Origin of the sequence: Sulfuracidifex tepidarius (genome assembly GCF_008326425.1) — an archaeon.
GTDB classification, from domain to species: domain Archaea; phylum Thermoproteota; class Thermoprotei_A; order Sulfolobales; family Sulfolobaceae; genus Sulfuracidifex; species Sulfuracidifex tepidarius.
The window spans coordinates 112,034-138,855 of record NZ_AP018929.1 but is presented as its reverse complement, the minus strand read 5'-3'; the positions used below and the strand labels follow the sequence as shown (position 1 = coordinate 138,855).

At 44.5% G+C, this 26,822-nt stretch carries 25 protein-coding genes and 1 pseudogene; 12 read left to right on the top strand and 14 right to left on the bottom strand.

Annotated elements, in window-relative coordinates:
* Window positions 1–126 precede the first annotated feature (126 nt).
* Window positions 127–663 (bottom strand): annotated as a pseudogene (locus IC007_RS00660) (PaREP1 family protein).
* Between the two features lie 392 nt (window positions 664–1,055).
* Window positions 1,056–1,445, bottom strand: coding sequence for a p24 family protein (locus tag IC007_RS00655; RefSeq protein ID WP_149528201.1), 390 nt, complete (start codon window positions 1,443–1,445; stop codon window positions 1,056–1,058).
* A 75-nt stretch (window positions 1,446–1,520) separates the two neighbouring features.
* Here IC007_RS00655 and IC007_RS00650 point away from each other — a divergent pair, with 75 nt between their 5' ends.
* From IC007_RS00650 to IC007_RS00610, 9 genes are all read left to right on the top strand, one after another.
* Window positions 1,521–2,831 (top strand): phytoene desaturase family protein, encoded by a 1,311-nt coding sequence (locus tag IC007_RS00650; RefSeq protein WP_269472373.1) that lies wholly within the window; start codon window positions 1,521–1,523, stop codon window positions 2,829–2,831.
* 38 nt (window positions 2,832–2,869) lie between these two features.
* Window positions 2,870–3,535, top strand: a complete 666-nt coding sequence (locus tag IC007_RS00645; protein ID WP_054845428.1) for a glycerophosphodiester phosphodiesterase — start codon at window positions 2,870–2,872, stop codon at window positions 3,533–3,535.
* A gap of 4 nt (window positions 3,536–3,539) precedes the next feature.
* On the top strand, window positions 3,540–4,433 hold the full coding sequence (locus IC007_RS00640) for an Ldh family oxidoreductase (protein WP_054845427.1): 894 nt from the start codon (window positions 3,540–3,542) through the stop codon (window positions 4,431–4,433).
* Window positions 4,434–4,931: 498 nt separating this feature from the next.
* Window positions 4,932–5,267, top strand: coding sequence for a hypothetical protein (locus tag IC007_RS00635; RefSeq protein WP_054845426.1), 336 nt, complete (start codon window positions 4,932–4,934; stop codon window positions 5,265–5,267).
* Window positions 5,268–5,495: 228 nt separating this feature from the next.
* Window positions 5,496–6,563: a thermopsin family protease gene (locus IC007_RS00630; RefSeq protein ID WP_054845425.1), complete on the top strand. Its 1,068-nt coding sequence runs from the start codon at window positions 5,496–5,498 to the stop codon at window positions 6,561–6,563.
* Between the two features lie 377 nt (window positions 6,564–6,940).
* Window positions 6,941–7,894 carry a potassium channel family protein gene (locus tag IC007_RS00625; protein ID WP_370685239.1) on the top strand — a complete coding sequence of 318 codons (954 nt, stop codon included), beginning with the start codon at window positions 6,941–6,943 and terminating at the stop codon, window positions 7,892–7,894.
* A gap of 59 nt (window positions 7,895–7,953) precedes the next feature.
* Window positions 7,954–8,229, top strand: a complete 276-nt coding sequence (locus tag IC007_RS00620; RefSeq protein WP_054845424.1) for a hypothetical protein — start codon at window positions 7,954–7,956, stop codon at window positions 8,227–8,229.
* A 337-nt stretch (window positions 8,230–8,566) separates the two neighbouring features.
* Window positions 8,567–8,914: a HEPN domain-containing protein gene (locus IC007_RS00615; RefSeq protein WP_232048954.1), complete on the top strand. Its 348-nt coding sequence runs from the start codon at window positions 8,567–8,569 to the stop codon at window positions 8,912–8,914.
* Window positions 8,911–9,246: a nucleotidyltransferase domain-containing protein gene (locus IC007_RS00610; RefSeq protein ID WP_084739650.1), complete on the top strand. Its 336-nt coding sequence runs from the start codon at window positions 8,911–8,913 to the stop codon at window positions 9,244–9,246. The genes IC007_RS00615 and IC007_RS00610 overlap by 4 nt, the downstream gene beginning before the upstream one ends.
* A 487-nt stretch (window positions 9,247–9,733) precedes the next feature.
* On the opposite strand, the gene IC007_RS00605 is transcribed toward IC007_RS00610, so the two are convergent.
* From IC007_RS00605 to IC007_RS00580, 6 genes are read right to left on the bottom strand one after another with little or no spacing between them, the layout of a single operon-like run.
* Window positions 9,734–11,239 carry a hypothetical protein gene (locus IC007_RS00605; protein ID WP_149528199.1) on the bottom strand — a complete coding sequence of 502 codons (1,506 nt, stop codon included), beginning with the start codon at window positions 11,237–11,239 and terminating at the stop codon, window positions 9,734–9,736.
* A 4-nt stretch (window positions 11,240–11,243) separates the two neighbouring features.
* Window positions 11,244–13,625, bottom strand: coding sequence for a hypothetical protein (locus IC007_RS00600; RefSeq protein ID WP_149528198.1), 2,382 nt, complete (start codon window positions 13,623–13,625; stop codon window positions 11,244–11,246).
* Entirely contained in the window at window positions 13,622–14,059 is a 438-nt protein-coding gene (locus IC007_RS00595; protein WP_054845420.1) for a hypothetical protein, read from the bottom strand. The genes IC007_RS00600 and IC007_RS00595 overlap by 4 nt, the downstream gene beginning before the upstream one ends.
* Window position 14,060: 1 nt before the next feature.
* Window positions 14,061–15,599, bottom strand: a complete 1,539-nt coding sequence (locus tag IC007_RS00590) for a hypothetical protein (protein WP_149528197.1) — start codon at window positions 15,597–15,599, stop codon at window positions 14,061–14,063.
* Window positions 15,596–17,158 carry a hypothetical protein gene (locus IC007_RS00585; protein WP_054845418.1) on the bottom strand — a complete coding sequence of 521 codons (1,563 nt, stop codon included), beginning with the start codon at window positions 17,156–17,158 and terminating at the stop codon, window positions 15,596–15,598. Before IC007_RS00585 ends, IC007_RS00590 begins: the two co-directional genes overlap by 4 nt.
* The gene (locus IC007_RS00580; RefSeq protein ID WP_149528196.1) at window positions 17,155–17,709 is read right to left on the bottom strand and encodes a hypothetical protein; all 555 of its coding nucleotides are present in this window, start codon (window positions 17,707–17,709) and stop codon (window positions 17,155–17,157) included. The genes IC007_RS00585 and IC007_RS00580 overlap by 4 nt, the downstream gene beginning before the upstream one ends.
* Window positions 17,710–18,095: 386 nt before the next feature.
* Between IC007_RS00580 and IC007_RS00575 the strand changes: the two genes are divergently transcribed.
* Window positions 18,096–18,275, top strand: a complete 180-nt coding sequence (locus IC007_RS00575; RefSeq protein WP_054845415.1) for a hypothetical protein — start codon at window positions 18,096–18,098, stop codon at window positions 18,273–18,275.
* A 176-nt stretch (window positions 18,276–18,451) separates the two neighbouring features.
* Here IC007_RS00575 and IC007_RS00570 read toward each other — a convergent pair whose 3' ends face one another.
* Together IC007_RS00570 and IC007_RS00565 are read right to left on the bottom strand one after the other, a co-directional pair.
* A complete protein-coding gene (locus IC007_RS00570) occupies window positions 18,452–19,636 on the bottom strand; it encodes an AAA family ATPase (protein WP_054845414.1) in 1,185 nt (394 codons plus the stop codon).
* Window positions 19,637–19,968: 332 nt separating this feature from the next.
* Window positions 19,969–20,985: an AAA family ATPase gene (locus tag IC007_RS00565; protein ID WP_054845413.1), complete on the bottom strand. Its 1,017-nt coding sequence runs from the start codon at window positions 20,983–20,985 to the stop codon at window positions 19,969–19,971.
* 554 nt (window positions 20,986–21,539) lie between these two features.
* On the opposite strand from IC007_RS00565, the gene IC007_RS00560 reads away from it, so the two are divergent.
* Both IC007_RS00560 and IC007_RS13985 read left to right on the top strand, forming a co-directional pair.
* On the top strand, window positions 21,540–23,297 hold the full coding sequence (locus IC007_RS00560) for a DUF2079 domain-containing protein (protein ID WP_149528195.1): 1,758 nt from the start codon (window positions 21,540–21,542) through the stop codon (window positions 23,295–23,297).
* Between the two features lie 360 nt (window positions 23,298–23,657).
* Complete coding sequence (locus IC007_RS13985; protein WP_256202521.1) at window positions 23,658–23,783, top strand: hypothetical protein; 126 nt, start codon at window positions 23,658–23,660, stop codon at window positions 23,781–23,783.
* 256 nt (window positions 23,784–24,039) lie between these two features.
* On the opposite strand, the gene IC007_RS13080 is transcribed toward IC007_RS13985, so the two are convergent.
* The 4 genes from IC007_RS13080 to IC007_RS14245 all read right to left on the bottom strand — a co-directional run bounded on the left by IC007_RS13080 (window position 24,040) and on the right by IC007_RS14245 (window position 26,686).
* Window positions 24,040–24,180 (bottom strand): hypothetical protein, encoded by a 141-nt coding sequence (locus IC007_RS13080; protein WP_156303732.1) that lies wholly within the window; start codon window positions 24,178–24,180, stop codon window positions 24,040–24,042.
* A gap of 26 nt (window positions 24,181–24,206) precedes the next feature.
* The gene (locus IC007_RS00555) at window positions 24,207–24,416 is read right to left on the bottom strand and encodes a hypothetical protein (protein WP_054845411.1); all 210 of its coding nucleotides are present in this window, start codon (window positions 24,414–24,416) and stop codon (window positions 24,207–24,209) included.
* Window positions 24,417–25,123: 707 nt separating this feature from the next.
* Complete coding sequence (locus IC007_RS14250; protein WP_054845410.1) at window positions 25,124–25,579, bottom strand: DUF2079 domain-containing protein; 456 nt, start codon at window positions 25,577–25,579, stop codon at window positions 25,124–25,126.
* Window positions 25,580–25,591: 12 nt separating this feature from the next.
* Window positions 25,592–26,686, bottom strand: coding sequence for a DUF2079 domain-containing protein (locus IC007_RS14245; protein ID WP_149528194.1), 1,095 nt, complete (start codon window positions 26,684–26,686; stop codon window positions 25,592–25,594).
* Window positions 26,687–26,822: the final 136 nt, after the last annotated feature.

The window sequence follows — 26,822 nt, the reverse complement described above, 5'->3', positions numbered from 1 at the left end:
AAAGGAGTTATTAAGCAATCCCATCTTATCCTTAACATCAGCGAGTATAACGTCTAGAGGAATTGAGTGGTCGCAAAGAACCTTTGCATATCCAACATTTATCTGAAACTATAATTTGGCAATACGTCAAGTAGCATGTACATCTCTATCGTCCATATCCTTTAGTACCTCATCAATCTTTTCCGAAATTTCCTTAACTTCGTACTTAGGGAAATAGGTTTCTATTGCCTTCTTAGTCTCCTTTATTACGGTAAATAGGTCTCTCAACACGTCCCGCTTTCTACTGTATATGCTGAAGTCAGGTTTAAAGCCATTATACTGATAATTATGAAGGTCTAGAGCATATTTCACAAGGTTTATAATATCAATCCCTGTATCCTTCAGTGCTTGTGCCAACCCATACATACTATGAGTAGGGATTACATGTGCCTTCTCTTTGATTCACTCCTTTTCCCGGTCGTCCTTGGCCAAATTGACTAATTTCTCTTCATTAGTTAATATGAGCGCATTTAGCAATGCCTTCACTGCACTGAAAGCTTTTCCAGCGGAGTTCCTAGTATAACCTTCCTTCCACAAGGTAAGGGAGAGGAGTAAGTCGGACAGAGTTTCAATTACTCTAGCTTCAATGTAGTCTTCTCCAAGCTTATAGAGATCCTTCTCGATAGGATTATTTTCTCCTTGCAAGATAAAAGTTTACGATGAGTGATCTCGAGGATACAACAAAGTTTTAGGCTAGAATGAACCACGCCTTCACCGACTTCCTGCTTCATAGCCCCATTACCAATGGCAGAGGGCAGAGCTCCACACTAGCCACGGCACTGATCTCAAATTTTCTCGGTGTCTCAGGTGACATTGTTCGGAGAAGAGGTGTACCACGTAAACCCTAGTTTAAAGGCGTCTCGGTGATTTTTGCTAAGTTAAGGATTATCATTGAAATACATACGGCTTTTTGTATTTAATTTTCACTACAAAGAGACGTCCATCCCATTGCTGACGGGGTCTCCCCAATGAGCCCACACCGAGATAAATCATCTATGGTTTCATCTCTACACTCCTCACAGGAAATCGATCAGACTGTGTTCCTTCACCACGTTCAATGTGATGTTGGTATTATAAAGCGGGGAGTTCAGTACGCACAGCGTATACGTCCCTGTCCCTCTCGCGGTGAACGTATAGGTATAGGAAGAATGCACTTCCACCCCATTTAACACTTTCTCTCCCGTCGGTGAGATCAATGTTAGCGTTACATAACCTCCGCTCTCAACCACACTTATTTTAGTAGTCGTACCTGAACTATCGTTAAATATGAAGAAATGCCTCTGCAGTGGAGAAAGCCTCATGGTTACCTGATAGGTCTGATCTATTGGTATCAAAAAAAGGACCGTGAAGAGGGTAGCTATGACCAACGCGAGAACAATTAACGTCACTATCTTGAATAGACCCATCTAGAGATGAAAGGAAATATGTATTAAAAAATCGCTCGTCATAGAAAACAATAAGTCTTCTTCCTCCCTTTTCTTATAGACACATTTTTCCCCTCTGAGACACTAAATCATATCATGAAATATGACACCGTCATAGTGGGTGCGGGGCATAACGGGCTCGTGGCTGCCATCACTCTTGCTAAGAACGGCCTCAAGGTAGCCGTGATAGAGTCCAGGGAGAGAGCCGGAGGGATGGCTGACACCAACGTCTGGAACGGGATAAGGTACCCCAGGTCTTCATATGTCTTGGGCCTCTTCCCCAAGGAACTGCAGGACTACCTCGGTGTGTCATTCCCCACCTTAGAGAGGGACAGGAATGGAACGTTCGTGACCGAGGAAGGGAACGTGATAAGGTTCTTCAAGGACAGGGAGAGGAGACACAGGGAGTTCACGAGGTTGGGCCAGACTAATTACCCTAAGTTGGAGGAAAAAATTCTCCGTCTGAAAAATTTCATGATGAAGAACGGACTCACGTTCACCACTAACCCTCCCTCTAAGGAGAAGTTCAGGGAAAAACTGGAGGACAGCGGTCTCGAGGTCTTCATGGAGCCGACCAGGAGAGTGCTCTCGGAGTACCTCGACGAGGAGTTCCACCCCTACTTCGCTTACCGTTTCATGTTGGGAGAGCCGGCTTACCTCATGGCGTACTTCTTCAGTTTGGAGTGGAAAATGGTCAGAGGAGGCACCGGAACTGTAGGAGAAGTCCTCTCACGGAGGGCGAGGGAGCTTGGAGTAGACTTCATGTTCTCCACGAAAGTACAGAGGGTTAACTACGACGAGATGGTAAGGTCGGTATCAACTACGTCGGGAGAGATTGAGACTGACTCAGTTATAATGACAGGGAGCCCAGTACTCCTTGAGGGCATGGCAGGGATAAAGATGGAGAGACCTCCAGTCCCCGGATGGAGGAGGTACACAGTATTCACCTCGGAAATTAAGGTGGATCGTCTCCCAGAACCCGTGAGAGAAGAAGTATGTACTCTTTTCACCTTACCCGTGGGCGAGGTCACAATTCCCTCCATGTGCGACGACCTAGGAGGAAACGTGATCACAGTCATGGGGGATCCTGACTCAGCAGTAGACTATCTAGGAATAGACGAGGAGAAGATCCTACACATAGACGAGATGAACCCAGGAAAAGCTGAGAGGGAGTACAACCTGCCCTCTGGTGACTTGAACCACCTACCCATGAGATGCCCCTATCTTTTCCAGAGACCTACACCCTCAGGGTACAGGACGGCTATAAAAGGCCTTTATGTGGGTGGGTCAGGAGCATACCCAGGAGGTCAGATCACTGGGATACCGGGTTACAACTCAGCCATGACCCTCTTGAAGGACAGGAGATAACAATTCTCTTTTTATACGTATTCGCCTCTCTGTTACCCATGATCGTTGCGCACAGAGGTCTCCACTGTAATTCCTTGGAGAACTCCTTAGAAGCATTCCAAGAGGCTGAGTCACACAACCTCCCAGTAGAGCTAGACGTGCACCTCACAAGGGACGGGGAAGTCGTAGTCTTTCATGACGACGATTTGACGAGGTTAGCCAACCTTAAAGTGAAGATCTCTTCCCTTACATTGGAAGAAATAAGGAAAATTAACGTCAGGGGATTTCACATCCCTACCTTACGCGAGGTCATCTCCCTGCACATACCTTATTTCTTGATAGAGATAAAACACTCCTACAAGGTATACCCAGGGATAGAGGAAAAGGTACTCGACATCGCCTCCTCAGTCAGGAACTTTCAGGTAATCTCCTTCGACTTTGACTCTCTGAAGAGAATAAGGGAAATTTCCAACGCTGAGACAGGGATGATATTCGTGGGGAAAGTGAAGTGGTTCCTCCCTATCGCTGAGGAACTTGAGGTTAACTGGATTCACCCTTCTCACACTCTTCTCTTCGAGGAGGACGTGAAGAGCAAAGGGAAATTCAAGCTTGGGACGTGGACAGTTGACGACCCGGAGGAGTTCCTGAGGGTCAAGAGACTTGGGGTGGACAGCGTCACGAGCAACGTGCCCCTGAAGGTGAAGGAAAACGAAGGTAAAGGTTGATGAGCTGAGACAGTTCCTCCTGGAACTCCTTGAGAAGAGGGGAGTCCAAGGGTCGGAGGTAGTAGTTGACCATTTCCTCGAGGCCGAGATGAAGGGGCATTCCTCACACGGGATACAGAGGATGATCCCGTTATTGAGAGGTCTGGACGCTGGGACAATAAAGAGTCACCTAGACTTCAAGGTAGAGAGGGAGACCGACTCCTCCAAGTTCGTAGACGGCAATTCCTCCATAGGAATAGTAGTCTGGGACCTCCTTATCAGGGAGAGGAGGGATTCTGACGTGTTCATGATAGCAGTCAGGAACTCTTCCCACATTGGCTACTTAGGTTATTACACTTCCAGACTAGCTTCTGCAGGTATACCCTCCATCATGTTCGGAAACGCAGAGCCGTCTGTCGTAGCTCCGGGTACATCGAGGAGGATACTGTCCACTTCTCCCATAAGTATAGGAATACCGCCTGATGTGGTCCTTGACATGTCCCTCGCATCTACCTCAAGGGGAAGGATACTAGAGGCTAAAAGGAGGGGAGAGAGGATACCTCTAGGCTGGGCAGTAGGTCCAGACGGAAAGGAGACTGACGACCCAGACCTGGCACTCAAGGGCGGGATCATCCCTATAGGAGGAAAGAAAGGGTTCTTCTTATCCCTTTTCCTAGACATGCTCACCGCTACTATCTCCGGCTCTGAACTGTCAGAGAACGTCGTCGGGGTCCTGGACACGTCTAAGAGACCTAACAAGGGTGAAGTCTTAATCATGTTCAACTACCACCATGAGGTCAAACACGTCCCATGGGAAGAGCTTCCGGGCCGACACGGATTGAAGATAATGAATGAGATAAAGAGGTCTGGATACGTGGAGGTAGACAACTCTCTCCTCTCCTCACTAAAGGAATTTTAAGTCAGACGAGCCCGGATGAATATAATTGAAAGTATGGGAATAGACTTGATATTCTACGCCTTGAGAATTGCTTTCATCTAACTTTTAATTTAATTAGCTCTCTCCAGTCCAATTTAAAAATATATACGACTCAACTATAATATACAGTTAAAAATTATTGTTAACAATGAAAACACATAGCTTAATAAGCATGAAAGAGTTATTATATTTCATAGTATGATGCTAAATATTTAGATATACGTTTCAATATTATCTTTTATATCTATGAGCGCCTATATTTTGATTCTATATAAAGTTTTCCCATTTGATCTATCATTTCTAGAGAATTATTTTAGAAAAGTCCTCATTCAAATCATGTAGAGTTTTACTATTCTCGTGCCTGAACAGTAATACTTGCCTTATATCACTTCCTTATCAGTTTTATGTTATTTTCTTTACATAAACTCGATTTCTTTCATATAAGCAATACTTATTAATCTAACTCGTCAATGAATACCCATGGAGAATCCACAGTGGTCTAGAATGGAGATCGGGATGCGAAGAGAGACGCTATTATATGCCGTGCTTATCAGCGCTGACAGAACAGAGTATACTGAGGTTGAGCCAGTAGCTAAAGTAGGACATCTGTTGCTATTTGTACAGTCCTTCCCTTTCGCAGTCACAGCTAGAGAGAACCAAGGAGTGACTAAGATTGAGTCCAGCGAGATTACTTTCGGATCCTTTTTAAACTTACTGAAAGGGATGGCATACGACCTAATCATAACGAACGAAAGTTGCTGGATAGGAAAAATGCTCAAAGCTGTCCTAGACTCCTTGAAGGACAGTGAAGGCTAGATCTCCTCCTACATACCCTTTTTAGTTTGATTTAAAACTATTCTATTTATTGTATACATTATCGTGTAATTTCTCCACCTTCTCTAGAGATGGTTTAGGGCACGCGAAAAAGGGAAAGGAACCGTATTAACGAAAGGAACCGTATTAACAAGGATATCATTATTTAACGCGGAGAAGGTGTAGTAAATGGACAGCGTAGTACGAAAGACCTTATTTACGTGATGAAAAATGTATTCATTGAAGTTCATGAAGTGGGGGTTCCTGGTCTTCCTTTCCTTGATTTTCGCTCAGGTCTCTATGGCGTCAATTAACCCTTACGTCGACACTCAAGAATATCCCTTCCACAGTTACGCAATAGGGATAGCTTCTTACGGTGTTTACCAGAAGGGCAACTCCATGATTCCCTACTTCATCAAGACGGACTCAGTTGTGGGATTCGTGAAGGTTGATAGCGTTAACTCCGAGAACCCCTTTTCCATTCAATTAAATGTAATGCTAATAGTCAACGACCAGACTTTCTGGTTGCAGGACGTCGTAGTCATGAACCCCTCTGAAGATCAGTTCTACTTGTCTTCCAGCGTGTTGAACCTCACCTCGCTCGATAGCCCGCTCCACAACGTGTCGGGAGACGGAAGCTTCATCCAGGGGAGCGACGGACAGTGCTACTACGTTAATTATATAGGAAATTATTATTATTCTCTTCCGTTCTCATTTTTACCTATTATAAATGTAACACATTCGACTAGCGAGGTCAGAATCCTCTTCGGCTTCAAGGGAATCGAGGGAAACTGCTTCGACGGTAAGACAGTGTTTTTCGATAACGTGGTCATCCACTTCCCTTACGTGTACAGAGCCTCAATTTACGTGTCTGGGTATAATTACCTCTCAGACAGTTCACCGTACCAAGGGTTCTCCTTCTACGACGCGGAGCTGGTCTTCGGAGGAGAAGGGAACGGAAAGGTAGTCAGCTTCAACCAGCTTGAGGCTTTCCTTTCTCTTTACTACCAAAAGGACGGGAAGTACGTCTCTTTCCCGTCGTACTTCGACTTCGGTTCTGATACAGCAGAGGGGACGTCTAACCTGGTAACGCACAGGGTTGGGAACTTGTTTGAGGTAACTACTGGAAGACAGAGTTACTACTACCTTGGTAGAGGTGAGGGTTCGATCTCAGTGGACGGAGGAAAAACCTTGGTTGTGCAGAATACCATTAGCCCGATACAGAGCGTAATCCTGTCGTTCCTACTGTTTATCCTTATCCTAGCCTCAATTTTCAGAAAAATCATCTCGTCTATCTGAACAGACGAGGAGAGTCACAAGGCACTCATCGCCTTGTATGCTTAAGGCTTACACGTGTACCCCAGACGAGATTAAGGAAACTCCTGATCACCGCTTTTACTAATACAGACGAACTGACTTCCTCTCACCTCTCTCATGTCTTACGCCAGGCCTGACCAGTTCTTGGTACTTCGTATTATCTGGTCGTAGCAGTAGACTGTGATCCTTGTTCCTCTCCAATTGAAATAATATATGAGGTGTTATCCTTCCTCTATCTCTAAATAGGTGAAGGAAATCCTCAATAAGTTATTTTTACTTGAGGCCTACTATTAATCTGAGTGTTTTTGAATTGGACCGACGTGTGGAACAAGGTGATAGTTCCCACACTGGAGACATTCATGGCACCTTACTCTATCCTGAGGAAGGTGTTCCCACAAGTCCTCCTCCTGGGGGTCGCAGTCTACGTGAACGCGGTAGTCTTCATGACCTTTCAACACCTAGACCTGCTCTCAGCTATATACGCTGGGGTGAACGTGGTAACCACAGTAGGTCTTTACGCCCCTCCGATCTCACAGATGCCCTCCACGGAGAAAGTGGTGCTGATCCTCACAATTATCTTCGCTGTGGGGCTTTACACAAGCATAATCCAGTCCCTGGTCTCCACTGTGGTGAGGAGGGACTCATGGATAGACGCTAGGGCTAGGTGGAGGGGGTCCCACATGAGACAGCACACAGTCCTCATAGGAGAGGGTGAAGTCCTAAAGGGTGCTATCAGGAGGCTTGAAATATATGGTGTAGACTACGTTGTCCTCACAGACGACAAGGGGAACCTCAAGGGTGACAGGGTGATCGTAGGGAACCCGAAAGACGAAAAGGACATACTCTCCACTGGAATAATGGAAGCAAAGAACGCTATCATAAGCATGAACAACGACATGGACTCACTCCTGGTGACCCTCAAGGTACAGAAGTTGAACCCTCCCCTGCCAGTGACGTGCATAGTCAGGGACAGTTCACTAGTGGAGGAGTTCAAGACAGCTGGCGCAGACATGGTCATAACGTCTGAAGACATCCTCGGGAGGATAACAGCGTCCGCTGCGCTGTCAAACAACGTGTCAGGGCTCATCTTCTCGAGCAGGATAAGGGACGACATAATCATCGGTTTCTTCCAGGTCAGCAGGGAAGTGAAGATAGGAGACCTACCACAGGGGATCGTTCCACTGGCGATAGTAAGGGAAGGTTCCCTTGACCCTTTCTTCTCCAAGGACACTACCCTGAGGGTGGGGGAGAGCTTAGTCGTGATAGGGAACCCCTCACTTTTCAGGAAAGTAAAGGAGGTCCTGGGTTCCTGAGCCTTCACCTCCTGCAGGGAGGAAAAAGAAATTTTTCCCCAATTTCGCATCGTTAGGACATGGGATCTATCTCCGCCAGAAGTGCACACAAATACGTGATGAGCCAACTCCAAAGGATGGAGAACGGATACGAGGTAGAGCTACTCAGCTTCAAAAAGGACAGATCTGTCTCCGTAGCCAAGGTAGGGGAAACAAAGTTCGTGATGAAGGAGTCGGGATACTTGAACGAGGAAAAGGAGCTCGACAAGGAGACCTTGTCAAAGGAGCTGAAGAAGGCCATAGAAAGGGAGTTCCCCAGGAGCAACACACTTTTCGTCTCGCTCAGAAAGGTATAGTGCTCTTTTCTCTAACTTGTTCTACATCGTAAATGTACCAGTAATTCTACCTGGTTACGACCCTTAGTATACCTAACGATACATTCGATTTATTAGATAGTACCTTATTACCCAGGGTTAGGCGTTCTCTGACAACGCACGAAATGATAGCTAGTAGAGAGAAGGAGGGTTTGTTCAGAAAATGACATGATCTAAAAATTAGAAAAATTATACAGTTTTCATAAGAGAAAAAATAAGGAAGTCTTCAACACAGGGAAAACCGTCTCCCCTGAGTATTCTCATAAAGAGATTTTAGCCCTTAAAGTGAATTTAACAAGTGAAAAGGGTAGAGGACTGATTGAGGCAGGCAGAGAGGGACTTAGAGGAGGCGAAGTACTCTAAACAAGGTAGGTATTACGAACTCTCCTGCTTTCTCTCTCAACAGTCCGCTGAGAAGGCGGTAAAGGGACTCCTACAGTTTCACGGTATGGAAAGAAAGGGTAATTCAGTACTCCACCTCATAGATAACCCTCCAGACAACATACGCCAGTGTGCATCGTACTTGGATAAGCAATACACACCTTCAAGATATCCCGATGTCTACGATGAGGGATCTCCTTTCGAGTATTATACAGAGAAAGAAGCTGATGAGTGTATATCCTGCGCTGAGAAGATCCTCTCATGGGTAAAGAGGGAAATATCATGAAGTTGGTCATACTTTTCGGCTCCAGAGCAAGGGGAGACTTCACAGAGACCAGTGACTACGACGCCCTCCTAGTAGGTGACGAGGTACCTAGAGACCCCAGGATGATACCGGAGGATGTTTACGTTCGAGCAACTAAGATGTTCCCAGGCGAAGTTGACCCGGTGTTCGTCAACTCCGAGGTTTTCCTAAAGAAGCTCAGGGAAGGCTCACCTTTCTTCCTCCAGATAATGGAAGAGGGGAAAGTTCTACTTAAAGACGATAACTTCTGGGAGAAGGCGCTAGGGGTATACAAAGAGGTAAGATCTTCATTCGAGAGGAAGGGGAAGACGTAGGTAAAAAAAGAGGTCGTATAGCTGATAAATAGACATCAGCTACCGAGATACCTTCCAAGTATCTAACGTAAAAAAGAATTTTATAGAAGTTTGCGTATTATAGATGGGATCAACGCTCTAGAGCTTCAGTCACCGTTGCGAACCGCAAGATCCTCATTATAGTCTTTTTAGACCTCATTTGTCTAGTCTGTCTAGTTATCAATCTAACAACTTCTCCTCAAATTGAGAGTTAAATGTAATTAAAGAGTAATAATCCTATACGACCTGAATGTCATGAAATATTCACAAGATAAAAATATCTTGGATTTTTAAAAAGGGCAGGAATAACTTCATGAGGCTCACCTCTTGTAAGAGGAGACCTTCATCCCCTCGCACGGGACTAATGCTGAATTCGAGGTCTAACTTCTATCTCTGTTTCTTTAAAAAAGAATCAAGTAACAAATTATATTATCAAATTATAAAAAATACGAATATTAAGAAAATAAAGTTACTTTCTTGAAGCACGATATATCAGTAAGATCATGACCAGAGCTACTACGAATACTGCGACTATAGCTATAAAAGTGAAGCTATTTGACGATGTGACTGAAGAGACAGTTTGGGTACTAGGAACTCCGCTTGTAGATGAGGTGTTGACGTTAACGCTAGACGTAATGTGCACATTTGGAGTGATCACGGTGTCATCAGTTAGGAATACAGTGTACTTGAACTCCTCTCCTCCAGCTTCGACCTTCAGATCGTAAACGCCGTAAGGTAGGATAATCTTAGTTAGTCCGTCTGCTTGATATTCTGTACCGTTAACGTATACGTCTCCCTTGACACCTTGAGGAAGATTGATATATAACACCTCCGGTACTCCTACGTAATTAACTGTGAAAGTGGTGTTGTAGTCTACCCTCACAATCATAGTGGAGTTCTCAGCGTGGTAGTCCGTATCATTGAAGAAGGTGAAGTTATAGACCCCTTCCTCAAGCGGGATAGTGCAAGAGAAGCTCATTTCCTTCATTGACCCGTTGACTGTGAAGAAGACGCTCTGAGGTCCTCCTTCTCTGACTAAGGTAACGTAAAAAATGGGGAGCGGTTTGACGTTCAAAACCATGATACCGCCGTTTGTAGCGACGTAGACTTTCCCGTGGTATTCCACCATCGAATAAGCAGGGCTAGGGCTGTAATATACCACCTGACTGTCATTAGTGTTGATCACAGCTATTCCCCTCGACGATCCCGTATATATCAGTCCGTTATGGACAAGCATGTACTGGGGAAGTACGTTAGTGCACACCAATGACATGTTGTACTCGGACAACTGGTCCAGGTAAATCACCGGAATTACCTTGTCATACAGAACATTGATGTTATTGAAAACGAAAACCCCTATGGGATCGAAGGAGCCAGCTACGAACTTGTTGCCGTAAAACGTCATTGCGCATAGCGCGTCTTGGTAGTCTATAGTGCAATGAAATGAACCATTGTAGTAATAGATAGCAAATCCGTTCTGGCTGTCCACTATGGCTTCCTTGGAGTTGAAGGTCACATAGCCAAAGCTCTCATAGACGCTGAAGTTCTGTACCATTTTAGAGCCCTGAAACACGTAGACGTCATATCCACACGTAGCGTAGAGAGACCCAGTGAAGTTATCGAAGAACAGCTTCCCCGCCATTACGTGCAGAGGGGTTAGCACTCCTTGTTGATAGTAGTACAGCCCAGACGAGTTCTCCACGTACACTCCTTGAGCAGAAGACGCTATCTCCTGAATGTTATTCACGTGAAGGAAAGGAGTCAGGTTACCACCTTGGTACTGGTATACCTCGTTGTTCGACGCTACTAAGAGGTTGCCGTTCATGACAGACAGTGAGACAGGTGTGAAGTTAAGGGGTATGAAGGACGTGTCTGAGCTAGTCTGTGTTGCGGTCTGAGACGAAGTCAACACGGGAACTAGGGAAATGTAGAGAAATAAAAGGAAAATTGAAATTATTAGGGATCGTCTGTCCAAGTTTTCACACCAGCAGGGGTTTCAGATTACTTAAAGGTATATACTGGAACCACGGTGCTCCCGGAGGCTGCCACATCATTCCGAAGTATATAACTGGATAACCTGAAGAACCTGGCTGATTTGGGGGTGGTGAAGGTGGACCGGGTGGGGGTGGTGAAGACGACATATAATTATCCATGTTGAAGGAGAAGATTATCGATATGTTAGCAGGACCAGACAGGTTAGCCTGAAACTCTGGGATGTTGTGCTTAAGGAAATATGGGTCGTTACTGTATAACACTTGTAAATTCTGTTGAGTGAACTTACCCACGAAGACTAGCTTACCGTCCAAGTAGACCTTAGCGTATTCGTTAGCGTAAGAGATTGTTTGTTGGCTTCTCTCCACCGTAGCGCCGGGGAGAGGATCTGTAAAGTTGACGCTCAAGTTGTACACTCCAGAGGATTGAGGGGCAATGATACCGGAATACTCGCTGGTCACATTTACGGGAGTGTTAAGCAATAGGGATGGGTTAAGCACTAAGGGAGACACTCCTCCCCACAGTACTAGATCGCTGAATGGTGCGAACGACGTAGGTATAGCACCGGCGAGTCCCCAGAGCCCGTTGTATTCCGAGGTATCTGCCAAGTTCGGTACACAATAGTCAATGGTACTTGGTCCTCCTCCTGGTCCTCCGCCGGGTCCGTTACCTGAGTAATCATAACAAGGTTGAACCGTCCAACCGTCTTGAGGGTTCACCTTCACGTATTGTGCCGTGTTTTGAGTCCACACGACTTGAAGTTCGGCAGGATCGGGAACGTCGCCCTGATAAATAGACTGAGCTTCAGATTTAGTAAGTGCTTGTCCGTAAACTAGAGTAGGACCGAGGGCACCATTAAAGGAATAAACCGGAGACCCTCCATCAAAGTAGTCTCCTGCCATGCCAGGAATGTAGGAAATAAGTTTGTTGCTACCGTTGTACACAGCACCTACTGAGAATATACTGGTGGCGTTAATGAGCAGTGCAGGGTTGATTGACGATGGAACTTGAGCCTCGCTAACAACAGTGTTGTTGAGCAGTAGGGTCATCTCTCCGTTAGAGGCGTTGTAAACTCCAACTGCTAATTCCAGTGGTGAGGAAGATTGGCCGTTCTCCTCGCCTGCATTGTCGCTTATCTGCTGCGTGGAAACTATAGTAGCCCATTCCCCATTACTGAGGTGAACTGTGAAAGCAACATAGTAGGGTGGACTGTAAGTTCCAGGCGCATTAGGCGAGGCCTCCAGATTATATTGTGCCCCGACTATCAGTCCAGCGTCGCCGGTCCATACTAAGTAACCTCCTGCAGGAGGATATTTCGTTATGTACACGTAATTAGGCTCGAATTGGTTATTGTCCGTCACAAGGGTGATAGGCTCTAAGTTACCGCTTGCAACAAACCACTGAGCTAGCGTCTGCGACTCAAGCTCTGGGTTAGGATCCTCCACAGTGGTTCCTATGTTGTCATTATCGCTTTGATATCCCGTGAAGAAAGAGGAAAAAGGCAGATATGCGTCGTAAATACAGTCTTCCGTAATCGCATTCCCGTTAAGGTTAAGCGAAGCGGGTGAGGAGAGAGTGATCTTCATCCCTCCGCTAGAAATCACTGTTCCTTGAGGTAGGCTTAAGGTAATGTCTCCTGATGCTACCTTTGGTAAAACTTGGATGGGAGTTATGATGATGGAATTATTGGACAAATAGATGGTGTTTCCGTCGTACTGCAAAGTCACGGGACTCTTGGTATCCTGATGTATCACGTATATGTTAGTGCAAAGTTCAAGACCCACGGTACCCTTTGGTGGAACTATAGACTCGTCATTTGGTGTAAGGTAAGTTATTGCTAGCCTGTAGAATTTACCGTCATACTCTGTGAAGACCCACAGGATAAGGGACTCTCCCCTGGTCATGTTAGCTGTGATATTGAACACCTGCAGGTTACTCACGTTATATCCCTTCAGGGTGAACGAGTAGAAGCTGTTAGTCTGAGGGATGTACTCCTTTGTGAGCGTGATAGGGGAGATACCTTGTATGGTAGCGTTCTGTCCGCCGTTCTGGAATGTGGTATCTAGGTTATAAGTACCGTTCTGTACGAACGGGACTACGATGTACCAAGGCAACGGACCATCTATAGAGGAAAGCACGTCTATCTCGAACTTCAGGTACTGTCCATTAACTTGTTCCGTATATGAAGAGCTATTCACTATGGAAGTAGGAGAGAAAGAGACCGATATGCTCTTTCCCTCAGAGACCAAGGTGTTCTCTACGTTAGCTTGACCCGTGAACATGGCCCCGTAAAACGAGTATAGGGAAAAGAAAACCAGGGAGATCAAGACTGTTGCTACTATTAAAATTATACGAGTAGGGCCGTTCATGATACCACCGTTGAATTAGGTGTAGCGAACGCGAACTGGGTGGTGTTATAAGCGAACAGGAGAAGGGACACTTCGTCCCCTGCCACTTGGGCGGGGAGGTAGATCTTCTCCTTTGGTGAAAGGGGTGTAGGCGTGTTATATACCTGAACCCACACACCACCCTCGTTCGCGTAAACCGCCTCGAGCTTGTAACCCGAGGTGGAGTTCACCACGTAAAGAAAAGGATTTGACGTTGCGTTGTAGTAGATGAGGACTGCCCCTCCGTTCACTTGTTGCTGGATCACGGAGTGGTAGTCCAAGTTGTGTTGAGCAGGAGAGGACACGTTTGAGATGGCGAAGAAGATCCCGAACACGAAGATCAAGATCACGACTATTGCGATGAGGAATGCGATAAGGTTAGCCTGAGCCTTAGTAAAACGGGGAGATGGAAACATGTTAAACACCTATTATAGGGTTATAACCCACACCAAAGTAGTAATAGAAATAGAGAGTAACTGGGGAGTCCACATAATAGTAGCCATTGGCTACTTTCTCACCAGAACTCGTTTGAACGTAATAGCACATCCAATTAATTTCAGAGAAGTACTGATAAGTATCATCATTATAATAGACGATATAACAGTCCAAAGAGTTGCCACCTTCTGGACTTCCTGTACCTCCAATGCTGTAATTACCCTGCTTTAGCCAGAAGGTATTAGGTATTGAATTTAAGGAATATCCAGTCCCATTGAAATAAGCTTCTTCTGGGTATTCGCTAGGTTGCGGTTCAATTCCACTCACGTTATTAGGATAGCCGTTGTTATATACTTTCTGCACTATAGTAACTTGGAAGCAGTTTACTCCATTGTAATAATTCAGGTAAACAGTGGAAGATGATGATGTGGGCGGGATGAGTATTAACGCCTCAGTTCCCTTGTACGTAACTCCGTTATAAGTAAAGTTAGAGAAGTTAAAGTAACTCTTCTCTTCGCCGTTGTCCTGTTTCAAACAAGTTGAGGTAGTTATCGCGGTGATATTCACGTACCCAGCCCTAACCTGAACAGGGAGCGAGGACCCCACTTCGTATTCATGACCGTCCACATCGATGTATACTGAACCGGTCTCGGAGTAGTATTTGTTAACTATGTCCACTGTCACCTTTGAAGTCAGTACAGTGTAGTTGCTCACAAGGACTGCTGATGAACCCTCCAAAGTAACCCTCACAGCAGTGGAGTTCAGAGCAGTCACCAAGGCGTTACCTATCACGTACCAGTTATGAAACTCTGCAGTGTAGATTCCTGATGCGTTGGTGAAATACACGTACTGCTCAGGCTCGTTTACCACAAAGGACCCTGTCAGGTTCGCAAAGGTCACGGGCGTCTTGTAGTCTGCATAGGCACCCTTAATGTTGGACACGACGGTAGTCTGTATCCCCACTAACCCCTGTTTTGAAACCGCTTGCGATATGATGGTGAACCCACCCTTACCCACGCTCACGTAAGGACCTATTGAGGACTCAGGCGTGAGGTAGAACACGTTACCTAGAGTCGTTACGATAGCTACTGGACCACTTAAGTCTTTAAACTGTATTTGAGTCCCGGTGTTAACAGTTAGCCCCTCCAGATTTATGTACTCCTTGGTACCGTTCTCAAAAGACACACAGGCAGATGGTATCTCCTGCCAGAAACCCGAAGAGGTGAATTGAAGTACCTTCTTGATGGTGAAAGACGTCTGTGAAGAGAAAGTACCGTTCACAAACTGGAAAACTAGGGATGCATTAGAGTAAAGTATTGCCGGTTTACCGTCCAACACGTTCTTGTATTGGTCTCCCTTCAGAGTAACGTAGTTGTTAGAGATAGCCGACGATACTTGTGAGTACTGAGAAGAGTACTCCAAGTAGAAGAGGAAAGGAATACCTACTGAAAGGACTACCACAAGGAGTATCAACACGGAGATTGAAGTACTTATACCTCTACTACGGGGAAGTCGAGTCATAACGTAACACCTCCTTCGTTCCATTCCTCCTGATTTACCAAGAGGGTAGGGGAATACAGGGTAAAGGAAAAAGATACATCTGGATAATTAGCGATGTTTACTTTATGGCTAACCATGTTTCCGGCGCAGTAAACCTCGATAAGAGTAGGATTTGAAAGTAAATCCTTATAATATGATAAATCTATCTCAAATTTTCCACTAATTGAATCTAGATAGTCATAATTTACCTGTATATTAGTACCTGAAGGATAGTACAATGTCTCATTTTCGAAGTTTTTAGTAGGACCTAACACTACAGTTTGACCATCTATTTCTGTCTCTATGAGTTGACCAGCAATGTCCCCAAGTATTGGAGTACTGTTCTGTTCTAAAAGAGAACCTTGAGGCAGATAAAAGTGATTCTCAGTGATCAAAGCGTATAACACCTCACTCGATTCGTATTTTTCGGAGAACTCTCCGTTCCCGGAAACGAAAATGTATTCGCCCGAAACTGAGACGTTACTGTTAGTAACATTCCCGCTTATCTTGTACTCCTGTATCTCCCCGTAAGGGACTTTCCCTATGGAAGGGGCATCGTAGTTGAAGTACTCGTAAACTGGGTCTTGGAACTGTACCTCGTGATAACCGTATGTGAGGTCAAGGGTAAGCCCGTTAGGACCGAGCTGGTACGTCTTATTGTCGACCACGAGAGTGATAGTGGAGTTCACGGGACATATACTCACTGTTCCTTCCTGTATCTTCCCGTTGAGAGGTATCCCGCTTTCGCTAAACGTCACTTCATACTTGGTGAACACCATCTTGTACTCTAGCGTTATTATAAGGGGACCTGACACTGACACCCCAGTGGACATAGACGTGGGAGACCTGACGCCTCCTGAGCCTACAGAAGTCCACTGATAGAAATTACCCGTGAGCCCGTCAATGAAGACTTGGCTCTGTTCTGCAGAGAGCGTGTAAGTCCCGGGGTCCACGTAAAACACCTCAGGGGTCTTTGCGGTCTGACCGTTAAACACTATCCCAGCTGTGAGGGGTATCACGTTGGTACCGTTCAACCCAACTGCTAGGATATACACAGGAGATTTACCTGCTAGGGCTACAGTCGATACTGAAGCTATAGAGGAGTTGGGGTTGAGGAAGAAAATGTTACCGACGCTTGTCACAATTAAAATTGGATTGTTGAAAGCTGACGTGGGTAAAGGCAAGTCACCACTCCCCTCAACCATCGTGTTGTTAACAGCTACAACCCATTGCGATGAGGTAGGCGAGAAGTAATATACCTCGCTTATGTTGAAAACTATGGGAACAGAGGAGTAGTTGAACTCCAAGTAAGGGGATTCGCTAGAGTTATAGTAAATTGAAGGCTCTCCTTTGAACACCTCTTGTTTCTGGTAACCCTGGAGCTGCGACTCCCCTGAGTAATGCACCTGCTGGTAGTAGGAGGGAGTGCTCTCGAATACGAAGTAAGCTGGAACTAGGACAGCTACAAGGACTATGATCATGATCAGCATGAACACTGCTACAGCTACTCCTCTCTTTACCTTACTCACGTTCACGATCATGAGGGCACCCCGCTGTAAGCGTAGTCTACCCTGAAAGTGTACCCGTCCTCCTGGTAGAGGAACCAGACTACCAATATGTCCCCTGAGTTCGCAGGTATTTTCACTGTGAAGGGAGTGTTAGCAGGCACTGTGTACCCTACCCCTGAAGTGACAAGTATTGTTCCCGAAAGTGAGTAAACTGTCCCCACGTTCACCGTTGACGCCACCTTCCCGTTAGGCATAATCACTTGGAAGGAAGACGAGGTAGTTGGGGTAGAAGGGGTTACTAACCCAACTGAGGAAGCATAAGAGGAAGGTTCTACAAACGCGATCACGGTATAGTTATAGTTGTAAGACGGGTCATATGCCTCGAAGAGTGCGCTTCCCTCTCCTCCGCTCACCAGGAGAGGGCCGTTCGACACGCTCATTGAGGACGCCATGCTGTTCGAGAGCGACTCAGCATTAGAGAAGCTGATCTTGGGCACGAAGTAACTGAAGGCAAAGGAAGCAATCACCAGGCCAATTATAACTACCGCGATGAGGACTATCATGTCCTCTACTACATCATCCATTCGAAATCACCATGTTATCTATTTTTTGACTAGTTTTCGTTCTATTTAAACTTTGTTTATAAGGGAATGCAATAATGGAAGGTTAACGTGTCAAAAAGTCCATTTCAGTAAGGGAATTTGTCCCAGACCAGATCAGGAAACCTTTTAGTACTTTGGGTCTCTTTTCTCCTTTTTATATGTCTCAATTCAAAATATAGGAATTTTTTGTATAAGGCATTACCCAAGAAGCACGCTAGTGAAGAGATCGTGAAGCTAGGTATAAGTGACTAAGTACTACCATATCCCCAGTCTTGAGGGTGTAAGGGTTTTCACTGAGAGGGTGAGAGGGTTGAACAAAGCTTAGAAATTCGCTACCGTATTACTCCCCTTTCAGCAAGGTAGAGGATATGTTAAGCTCTCTTAAGGTGAAGATAATCCTGACCGAATTCGACACGGAGAAAGTGGTGAAATTAGCTCAAGCTTCCTACTTCATTATCTTGCAAAGGAGTTCAGACGTCTTTAAGTCTTTCCAACTCCATCTAGCGACTAGCAAACATCTGACTTTTGAGGGACAGACACCTACGTAGTCACTAGCTTCGGGGCTCTGTACGTCCCGGTTTCGATAGATATATCGGAAAACTCGTAATTCACTAGTACTATTCATCACCTCACAAGACCTTCAGCTCTATTAGCATCGTTTAAGATAAAGCTATGTATGTAAAAAAAGAAAGAGTGTAATTTCTCCTTAACTTGCATGCGCAGGTTAGTTTCTATTTCTGGCTTCCTTTATTTCTCTTGCAATCTCCACCAACCTATCCCGCCCTATTGAGTCCTCTGAACTGGGCGGATCTTCTAACACTCCAACCAGACCCGCTCTTGGAATTCCGAAATCCTTTATCCTCTCTATCGCTTTCCTCGCTTCCTTATCGCTGAACCTGTTCTTGACTTCATAAGCGATGAATGGTTTCCCCTTCTTCAGCAAAACCACGTCTATATCGCCTTGTGGGGTGTAAGCTAGCTCTGCGTTGTAATACTCAGCCAGCATTTCCCCTATAGAGAATTGCATTTCCTTTGAAATAGGATAAGTCAGATCTAATACCACCTTGGTTCCTTCGGATACCCTATACTTGGCTTCGGCGTAAAAGGTAGTTTCCATGATGGGTGAATCGAGGTCGTAGTACCACTCGCTTCCCTTTCCTCCCTTGTATACCTTGATCTTCTTTATGAGCCCAAGGTTAAACAAGGTGTTAATGTAGGAAGAGGCTTTCGAGGTATTCATGTCCATCTTGGACTGTAACCGAGCCGAAATCATTGAGGTGTTCCACATACCTTCAGCTACCTCTAAAAGTATCGCTTCATACGTTTTAGTCAGCTTTCTGTCCTCTTCCTGAAAGATTTCCCCAATCAGACCTTTTGTAATATAGTAGAATGATTGAGGGTTTCTCTCTATGTCACTCCAGCCCGTTGCGTGTTGAACAGTCCAAGGATCCCTGAAAAGTAAAGCCTTAAAGGGATCTTTAACGCTTAACACGGCGTCGCTGAACTTCACTACCCCCATTCTGTAAGGTACGACGTATCCAAGAAGGGGGCTGTTCCTTTCAACGACCTTGCTCACAGCTCCCAGTGAGCTCGCCAAGAGTGTTAAAGTACCATTAGGATAAGCCGTTGCTATCTGATCGAGGTATTTTTCGGGCAACCTTTGAAATTCATCGAATATCACTTTTTTGCCTCCTTTCAACTCACCCACAACTCTCCTTATCCCCTCGTCTAAGGAAAGTTCTTCGTCTCCACGAATTATGCTCAAATTTCTAGAAATTAAGTAGTAATCATCGTAGTCAAGACACTTCCTAGCTAGATATGTTTTCCCGACCTTCCTCCTTCCGTAAATCAGCTTCCAACCCATTACGTTCTTTATCTCTTCACATTCTCTCCTTTCTATGTCAAACATATATTGGGGAATATATATTCACGAATATAAGAATATGAGAGTTCACCTTCACAAGGCCATGAGCCGACGTTTGCACTTTCGATGCACCCTTGAACTCACGACCTCAAGATAGACTTCTCTTTTTACACTAGAAGCGATCTGACTTTTTTTCGATAAATGTTGTACGACTTGATGGTGAGCAGACGCGTAACCCGTGCTTTAAATACCTAGGAGTTACTTGTTAACCTTGCTGGATCACGTGGTTGATGGTTTTTTATCTATTCCGTGAATAGTTTCAACTCTGCAAGTCTATCTTCACGTTAGTACGAATCTCCTCTCTATTGCCCTGCGTTTTACAGCCTTTTCGATGCCTCCTCATACACCGGGTCAAGGAACGAGTAGTCCCTCACGAGGCTCATCTTCTCCAAGTTCCTCAACGCTCTGTCTAGGACACTTGTGGACACAGTGGACCTCTCCATCTCTTCCACGCACTCCTTCATTGCCTTCCAGCCCTTCCTTCCTTTCCCGATACACTTCAAGACCTCTCTCTCCCTCCTCGAGAGTCCCCTCATCTCGTTCAGTGCTAACTTGGAAGCCAAGTCCTTTACCTCCTCTATGGGCTTACCTTGGACGTACCTTAACCCGGCGAATACGAGCCACCCAGGGATACCGTCGAAGGCGTCAACCAGCTCCCCCACTCCTCCCTCCTCAGCGCCTACCTCAGCGAAACCCTTCCTCAACATCTCCTCGCTCTTCTCCCTTGTGAACCTGGAAAGCTCGACCTCTACGTAATGCCTCCCGAAGAGAGGCGACCCCTCGTCGTCTACCCCCAGGAATTCCCTGAGGAGCCCTACCTCAGATCCGGTGAGGAGAAAAGTGACGTTCCTATCGTAGTCGTAGGCGTGAGCTATGGCGTCCTTCACTTCCGAGGATAGGGGACCTCTGAGCTTCTGGGCCTCGTCTATAGCTACGATCACTTTCCTTTCATTGAGGTGGTCGAAGAGGTCAGCTAGGCTAACGTATCTTTCTCCTCCCCACTTCAACTCAACGTAGTTCCCCACCACGCTTACCCCTTGGACTTTTGACAACAGATCCCTGATTTTCTCTGTCCTCGATAGCGCTCCTGAAAGGAGAGAGTAAAGGTCTTTCCTGCCGTAGTTCTCCTTGAGCTTCCTGCAGTCCAACACCACTGAGGACCCTCCCCACTCGTTCAATGCGACCTGAAACACGGAGGTCTTCCCTATCCTCCTTATCCCCGTCAGGAGGATCAAAGGCTTCCCATCCCTGATCGCTTTCAACAGCAGACCAAGTTCCTCGTCTCTGTCGAACAAGTCCTCCTTCCTGCTCTTAGGCCTCTCATCTAAAATCAACTTCTCCTCCAGAAGTATACTTCTCCCCCAGAAGTTATAAGAGTCTTATGCCTTGATAAACCTAAAGTGACCAAACATTTATGGTAATCTATCTAGGGTTTCACATTCATATGTTCTACACGGTTCTTGTCACAGTTAAGTATTACCCTCCACTCTAACTCAAATAAAAATTCAAAATTTTATTCTATTAGATCTTACTTTTGAATAATCCCATATGATCTTTTGCATAGATTTATTCGATTATTTCAATTTTGGCTCTACCGTGATGATTTTCATGCTCCATAGTTGCCGATGAGGTGACCCCACAATGTGTCATCCAATCCTAAATCTCACGTGACCTTATCCATTCCAGGGATTAGTTAAGGTAGAGCCATACCTCACTGATCCTCCTCAATGCATCCAATGAGTATTACTCAGTTAGTAAATACCGTCAAAATTTATAACGACTAGAAGAAATATTATTCGAACGCAATGGCTATCTACCTCTTTTGAAGGTCTTCTGCCTCTCTTAAAAACTAAGATAAAGTTTTAAAACATGAGATATACTCTTTTTCATGAAGATTGAAAAAGCTAAATATGTCATACCTTCCACTTTCTACGTGGTTTGGGCACTGGCCTTCCTGCGTGTCATACCTGATTCGTACTTTGCCCTAGCCCCTGCTTCGATCGTCACCGTGTCATCTGCAGCGTTTCTGCTCGTGAGAAAGATAATCCGTGTAGTGAAGTATGAATGGAAGCTCCTCGCTGTATCCTTGACGATTTCGTCCTTCATGATCCTTTGGATGTACTTGAAGTATCTCTCATACGAGACTTACGCTTTCGACTTGGGCATATTTGAACAGTCGTTATACACAACAGCATTCTCGCACAGATGGTTCCTGGACAACCCAGATATGGTTACTTTTTACGGGTCTCATCCTCAGGGATATGTGTCTCTGTGGAACATTCTGTTCTCCCCTTTCATGTTGCTCCTCCTACCGCTTTACGCTCTCTTCCCATCGCCTCTGACCCTCTTCACAGTCGAGGCATTAGTGGTCACTACAGCGTCAGTCCCACTGAAGAAACTGGTGGAGGTCCTGAACCCACGCGCCTCTAGGGTCGTGCCATACGTTTACTTGGGATACCCTTTCCTCTACCTCTCGTCGTTCTACGACTTTCACCTCGAGTCTTTCATACCTTTCTTCACTTTCATCACGCTTTACTTCTACCTGACCATGAGGTGGAGGTATATGTGGCCCTTGCTCGTCACGTACTTCACCATCATCAAGGTCACACCAGTCCTCTTCCTCTTCTCTATCCCCTTCTTATATAGAGAAACCAGAGAGAAAATTGTAGCTCTGATTTCCGGGGCGGGTGCTTTGCTCTACCTTGGTTTCTCTACACTCATGGAGAAAGTACCTTACGACGGTAAGCTGTACTTGGTTAAGAATGCTCTTACTACGACCTCTTTCCATTATTTTGGCTTACGTTATAACTTATTCCATGTTTTGTATAACATTCCTTTAGAGTCTATGTATCTTTTGTTTCTCCTAGCTCCATTACTTCTGTTACCTCTGAGTAAACCTTTACAAATGCTACCAGCATGGGTATGGCTAGCATATTCATGGTTCTCGCTTTACGTTCCTTATTACAACGATTTATACCAGTATAACTTCATCGTTATACCGTTCCTTTTCATTGCTTTTTCAGTTTCTAATATAAACATTAATATTAACTCGTTTAAGTTATCTTTGGTGATATCATTTCTCGTTATTAGTTCGATTGCAGCACTAACATCTGTATACGGGTATGATAGGGGCATAGCGTCACTTGAAATACCTCACATAGACCAAAAGATCGCCAGTATAAATGAAGTGGTTTCACATATGTCTGGGGTTATCGTAGCCTCTAACTCCATCTTTCCACATTTAGCGAACAGTATGTACACTTTCTGTGAAGCACCTCCCAATGTCACTCCTAATTACGTATTTGACTGCATTTATTTTCATTCGAATCAGATAAATCATTATATTAAAAACGGGTATCATGTAATTGCTGAAATTCCACCTTATGTAGCTCTATCTAGGACTGAGCAGAGTGTACTAGCCTTCCTACCTTTTAATGCTTCCTTCTTCGTCTATCCGAACAATAACCAAAGCTTTACAGTAGAACCGGGCGTATACAATATCAGTTTCTCTAGACCCTTCACTGGTTACGTAGAAGGAACCGAGCTCATCAATGCGACCCAAGCACTGATTGAGGTGAATAGTTCGTGCTTGAATATTAGCTCTTATTCGTTTACTTATGTGACAATAAATGAGGAATTTATCTAATTTTATTTATAAGTAGTTTGATTCTTTATTGTAAATTATAATATTATTTTAGTGTTATCATAATTCTATAAAAAATGAGTAGTTTAAAATCGGAATAGAGAAGGGTGATGAAGTAAAATATAATATTATTACTAATAGTAGTTTTTGATATCCATTGAAAATACTACCTCCAACCGATTACTTTTCCAGTTCTAAATTAACTAAAGCTGTACACCAGGTAATGCCAAAAATTATTTTATTAAAGATAATAATCCAAGAAGACTTCTATGGATAAATGAAGAGGCATTAGTATGAAACAAGGAAAGACCAAGAAAGCTATATCAGCCCCTTTAACCTTTTGTACTTATCACAGCTTCTGTCGTGATCTCATTTGTGGTAATAGGTTTCACTTTCTCCACGATTACTTACACCTCCACACCTACAGTTAAACAGGATGGATCAATGAGAATAGTGAAAAAGGCGGAACATATTTCCTCATTGGAGTAGTTTCATCTTCAGGAAAGTGAACGTTGACTCTGTGAGCATGAATGGAAAAATGGAAACACTGAGCCTGGAGATCCAGGTAGAGAACAACTTAAACGTCTGTCTGCTCCTGGTTTCATTCCTCAACAAGGGCAACACTATAACGTAATCCTAGGCTTTAGCGACGGAGTTAGCTTAAACGCTTACACTTACTATAGTTAAGAAGTATTATAACTGGCTCATGACTAGGTTTATCATAACATTAATTCATATGAAATGTTTATTTACGAGATTGTTCTGCGATAACCTTCGTGTGCTCCTCAATGACGTGGGAACGCTCATCCATTCTTTCATTTAGCTCTATTATCCTCTTAGAGTTCTCGTCGATCCTCTTGATTGCTTCCCATACTTGAGCTTGCATCTCCTTTATTGCCTTAGTGTTCTCCTCTATGCTTTTTGAGTGCTCCTCGGTATCTTGTTGTGTGTCTCTACCCGAACCTTAAGGTCATTGGTTTCCCTGACATTGCGTGCGACCATGTCCTTGAGTTCGGAGACGTCTTTCTTCAAACCTTCAACGTCCGTCACGAGTTTGTCTTCCTTTAGTCTCTCTCCTACCTTCTGTGTCAGGACATCCATTAGTTCAGGGTCACTCACCATTTATGATCTCCTTTACGTCATCCATGTAGTTCACTTTATGTAAAAATATGAGAGAGTGAGTTTATACTTTTCCCATTAGACAGCAAAGAGTAGAGACGACTATTCACATCATAGTTTTATTAGCTCTTAACATTGGCTCAACTCATCACACACACGAACTGTCTAGCCATTGCTGACAGATCAAATGTTGATGCTCTGATAGCGGGGACTTTCGCCCCCTTAACCCACGTAAAGTTAAAAAAGTGTGTATCTCAACCTTTATCTAAACACAGATTAAGCACTCAATCTCTGCATTTTTTCCCTACATAAGGAGAATTGTGGAAGCGCTTAACTATTCTTCTACAACGCCTCAATAACTCTGTAGATATTGTTGCTTTTCATAATTCGTAATACACAGACCCGCGTTTTCAAGCTACGTTATGAACTCTGGATCTCATCTACGTTACGCCCTGCTGAGACGTATAGATATAACTTCTGTGTCAGGACCTATTATCATAAAAAGCTAGGGCCTCGTCTTTGTAAGTCACCTCCTCTAACTGTCACCTCCGACTATCAATAGATCCCTCTCCTTCATTAGAAAATTCATCAAAGAAATCATAAAAAGAAGTTGATTTCCCCTGTTGAAACTACTCTCAAGGAGTTTTTGACCTCGTCCCATCTATAGCGTGACGAAACAGGGAGTCGAGTAGAGGAGTGCTCCAATCCTTTCACTTCTCATGATACATAACGAGGCAATTCGAAGCGTTATACACTACGACGTAACCTTCCTCCCTTAATTGCTCAAAGGTATGAGAGGAAGGTGTCGTGTTCAATACCACGTATTCAGGTACTACCCAAGGAGGCGTAACGATGTAAGCGTTAGGATCGTCAGCCACGTGTGGAAAGACCCGCGAGCTTACTAAGAGAGATGCGTTGCTGGGTATCTTTGAGAGGAAGTTAGAGAGCCCCTCATCTTCCTGGTTCAAGTGAGGTACTTGGAGGGAGTATGCAGTAGTTATGAAACCTAATCCATAGTGGAAGGATAAAGTAAGTACCACGAGCCCGGTGATTAGAGAAGTAGGTATCAGATACCTCAGATCGAAGTCGTGTCTACTGGCGAAGTCCATGATTCCCAAGAAGATGAATGGTAAAATTATGTTACCATACTGATAAAATCCGTTCACGTAAAGCAGGTCTCACGTGATGAGCCCTCCACCCATCCATACCAAGGCAGGGAGGATTGACAGGGAAAACAAGGGGAGGAAGAGAACCCCCACGAACCAGGAAAGGATGGTAACTCCCAGTTGCGGGGCAAGGTGATACAACAATATTGGTATGTAATGGAAAACGTAACTCTCACTCAGCAAGGGAACTTTAACTCCTAACACGTAAAAATGTGTCAGCTTACCGTCGTAAGGTATTCTTTCCATTATCACGTCGAAAAAGGCGAAGAAGATAGACGTAAACATATATGCTACAACATTTTTGCCTATGAGCTTCTTCCTGTACAACCAAGGTAACAAGGCTATCATGAGGAAAGGAGTAGCCTTAATTATTGTCAGGTATACAACGAGGGAACTCGCTCTGAACAACCTTCCCCCTCTCTGTATAGAGAGTAAGGTAAGGAAGGTGAAGAATGGTATGAAAGACTCTAAGTGGAAGTCGTAAAAGCCTGAAAAGTAGGTGAAAGGGTAGGCGAACCAGAGGTAAGAGAGAACCCTTGCCTTGGACTCCCCTAGCCATCCTGTAGATACTTCCCTGAGTAAGATAGATGAAGAAGAAATGGCTAAAGCTTGAATGAAGAAGAGAGTTACTGGAGAAGGGAACAAGGCATATTCAGGGAGTAATAACAACATGAAGGGAGAGAAAAGGATGTTCCAGATGGAAACGTAACCTTCAGGGTGAGTGCCGTAAAAAGTTGCCATGTCTGGGTTGTCCAAGAACCACCTGTGAGAGAACACGGTAGTATAAAGGGACTGCTGGAACGTTCCAAGGTCAAAGGCGTACACTTCGAAGGATAGATATTTCAGGTACATCCACAACGTTACGAAGAAAGTGAAAAGGAATACTACAGAAGTCAGGGTAGGCCACTTCTTGAGCCAAGTGTAAAGTGGATTGCGGAATAAGTACAACGTGGAAATCAAGGTAACTAGAGCAGAAGGGAAAATGACGGAACTAGGCAGAAGGTATAGGAAATAGAGAACCCATGTGATGTAAAACGTTAATGGAAGAACATATTTTACTATAGAGAGCACTGTTTTTCCTGTCTTTTCTATTTTCACTTTCGTCATTCTCTATAACCCTCTGAGAATTTCGTCTTAACTATTGCTGATATAAAAAGTGTTTCTATCAAGACAGTCCCAATACAAATATTAAATACATTTAATGATGATAAAATAATAAATTACTTTAAATGGATAGGTATCG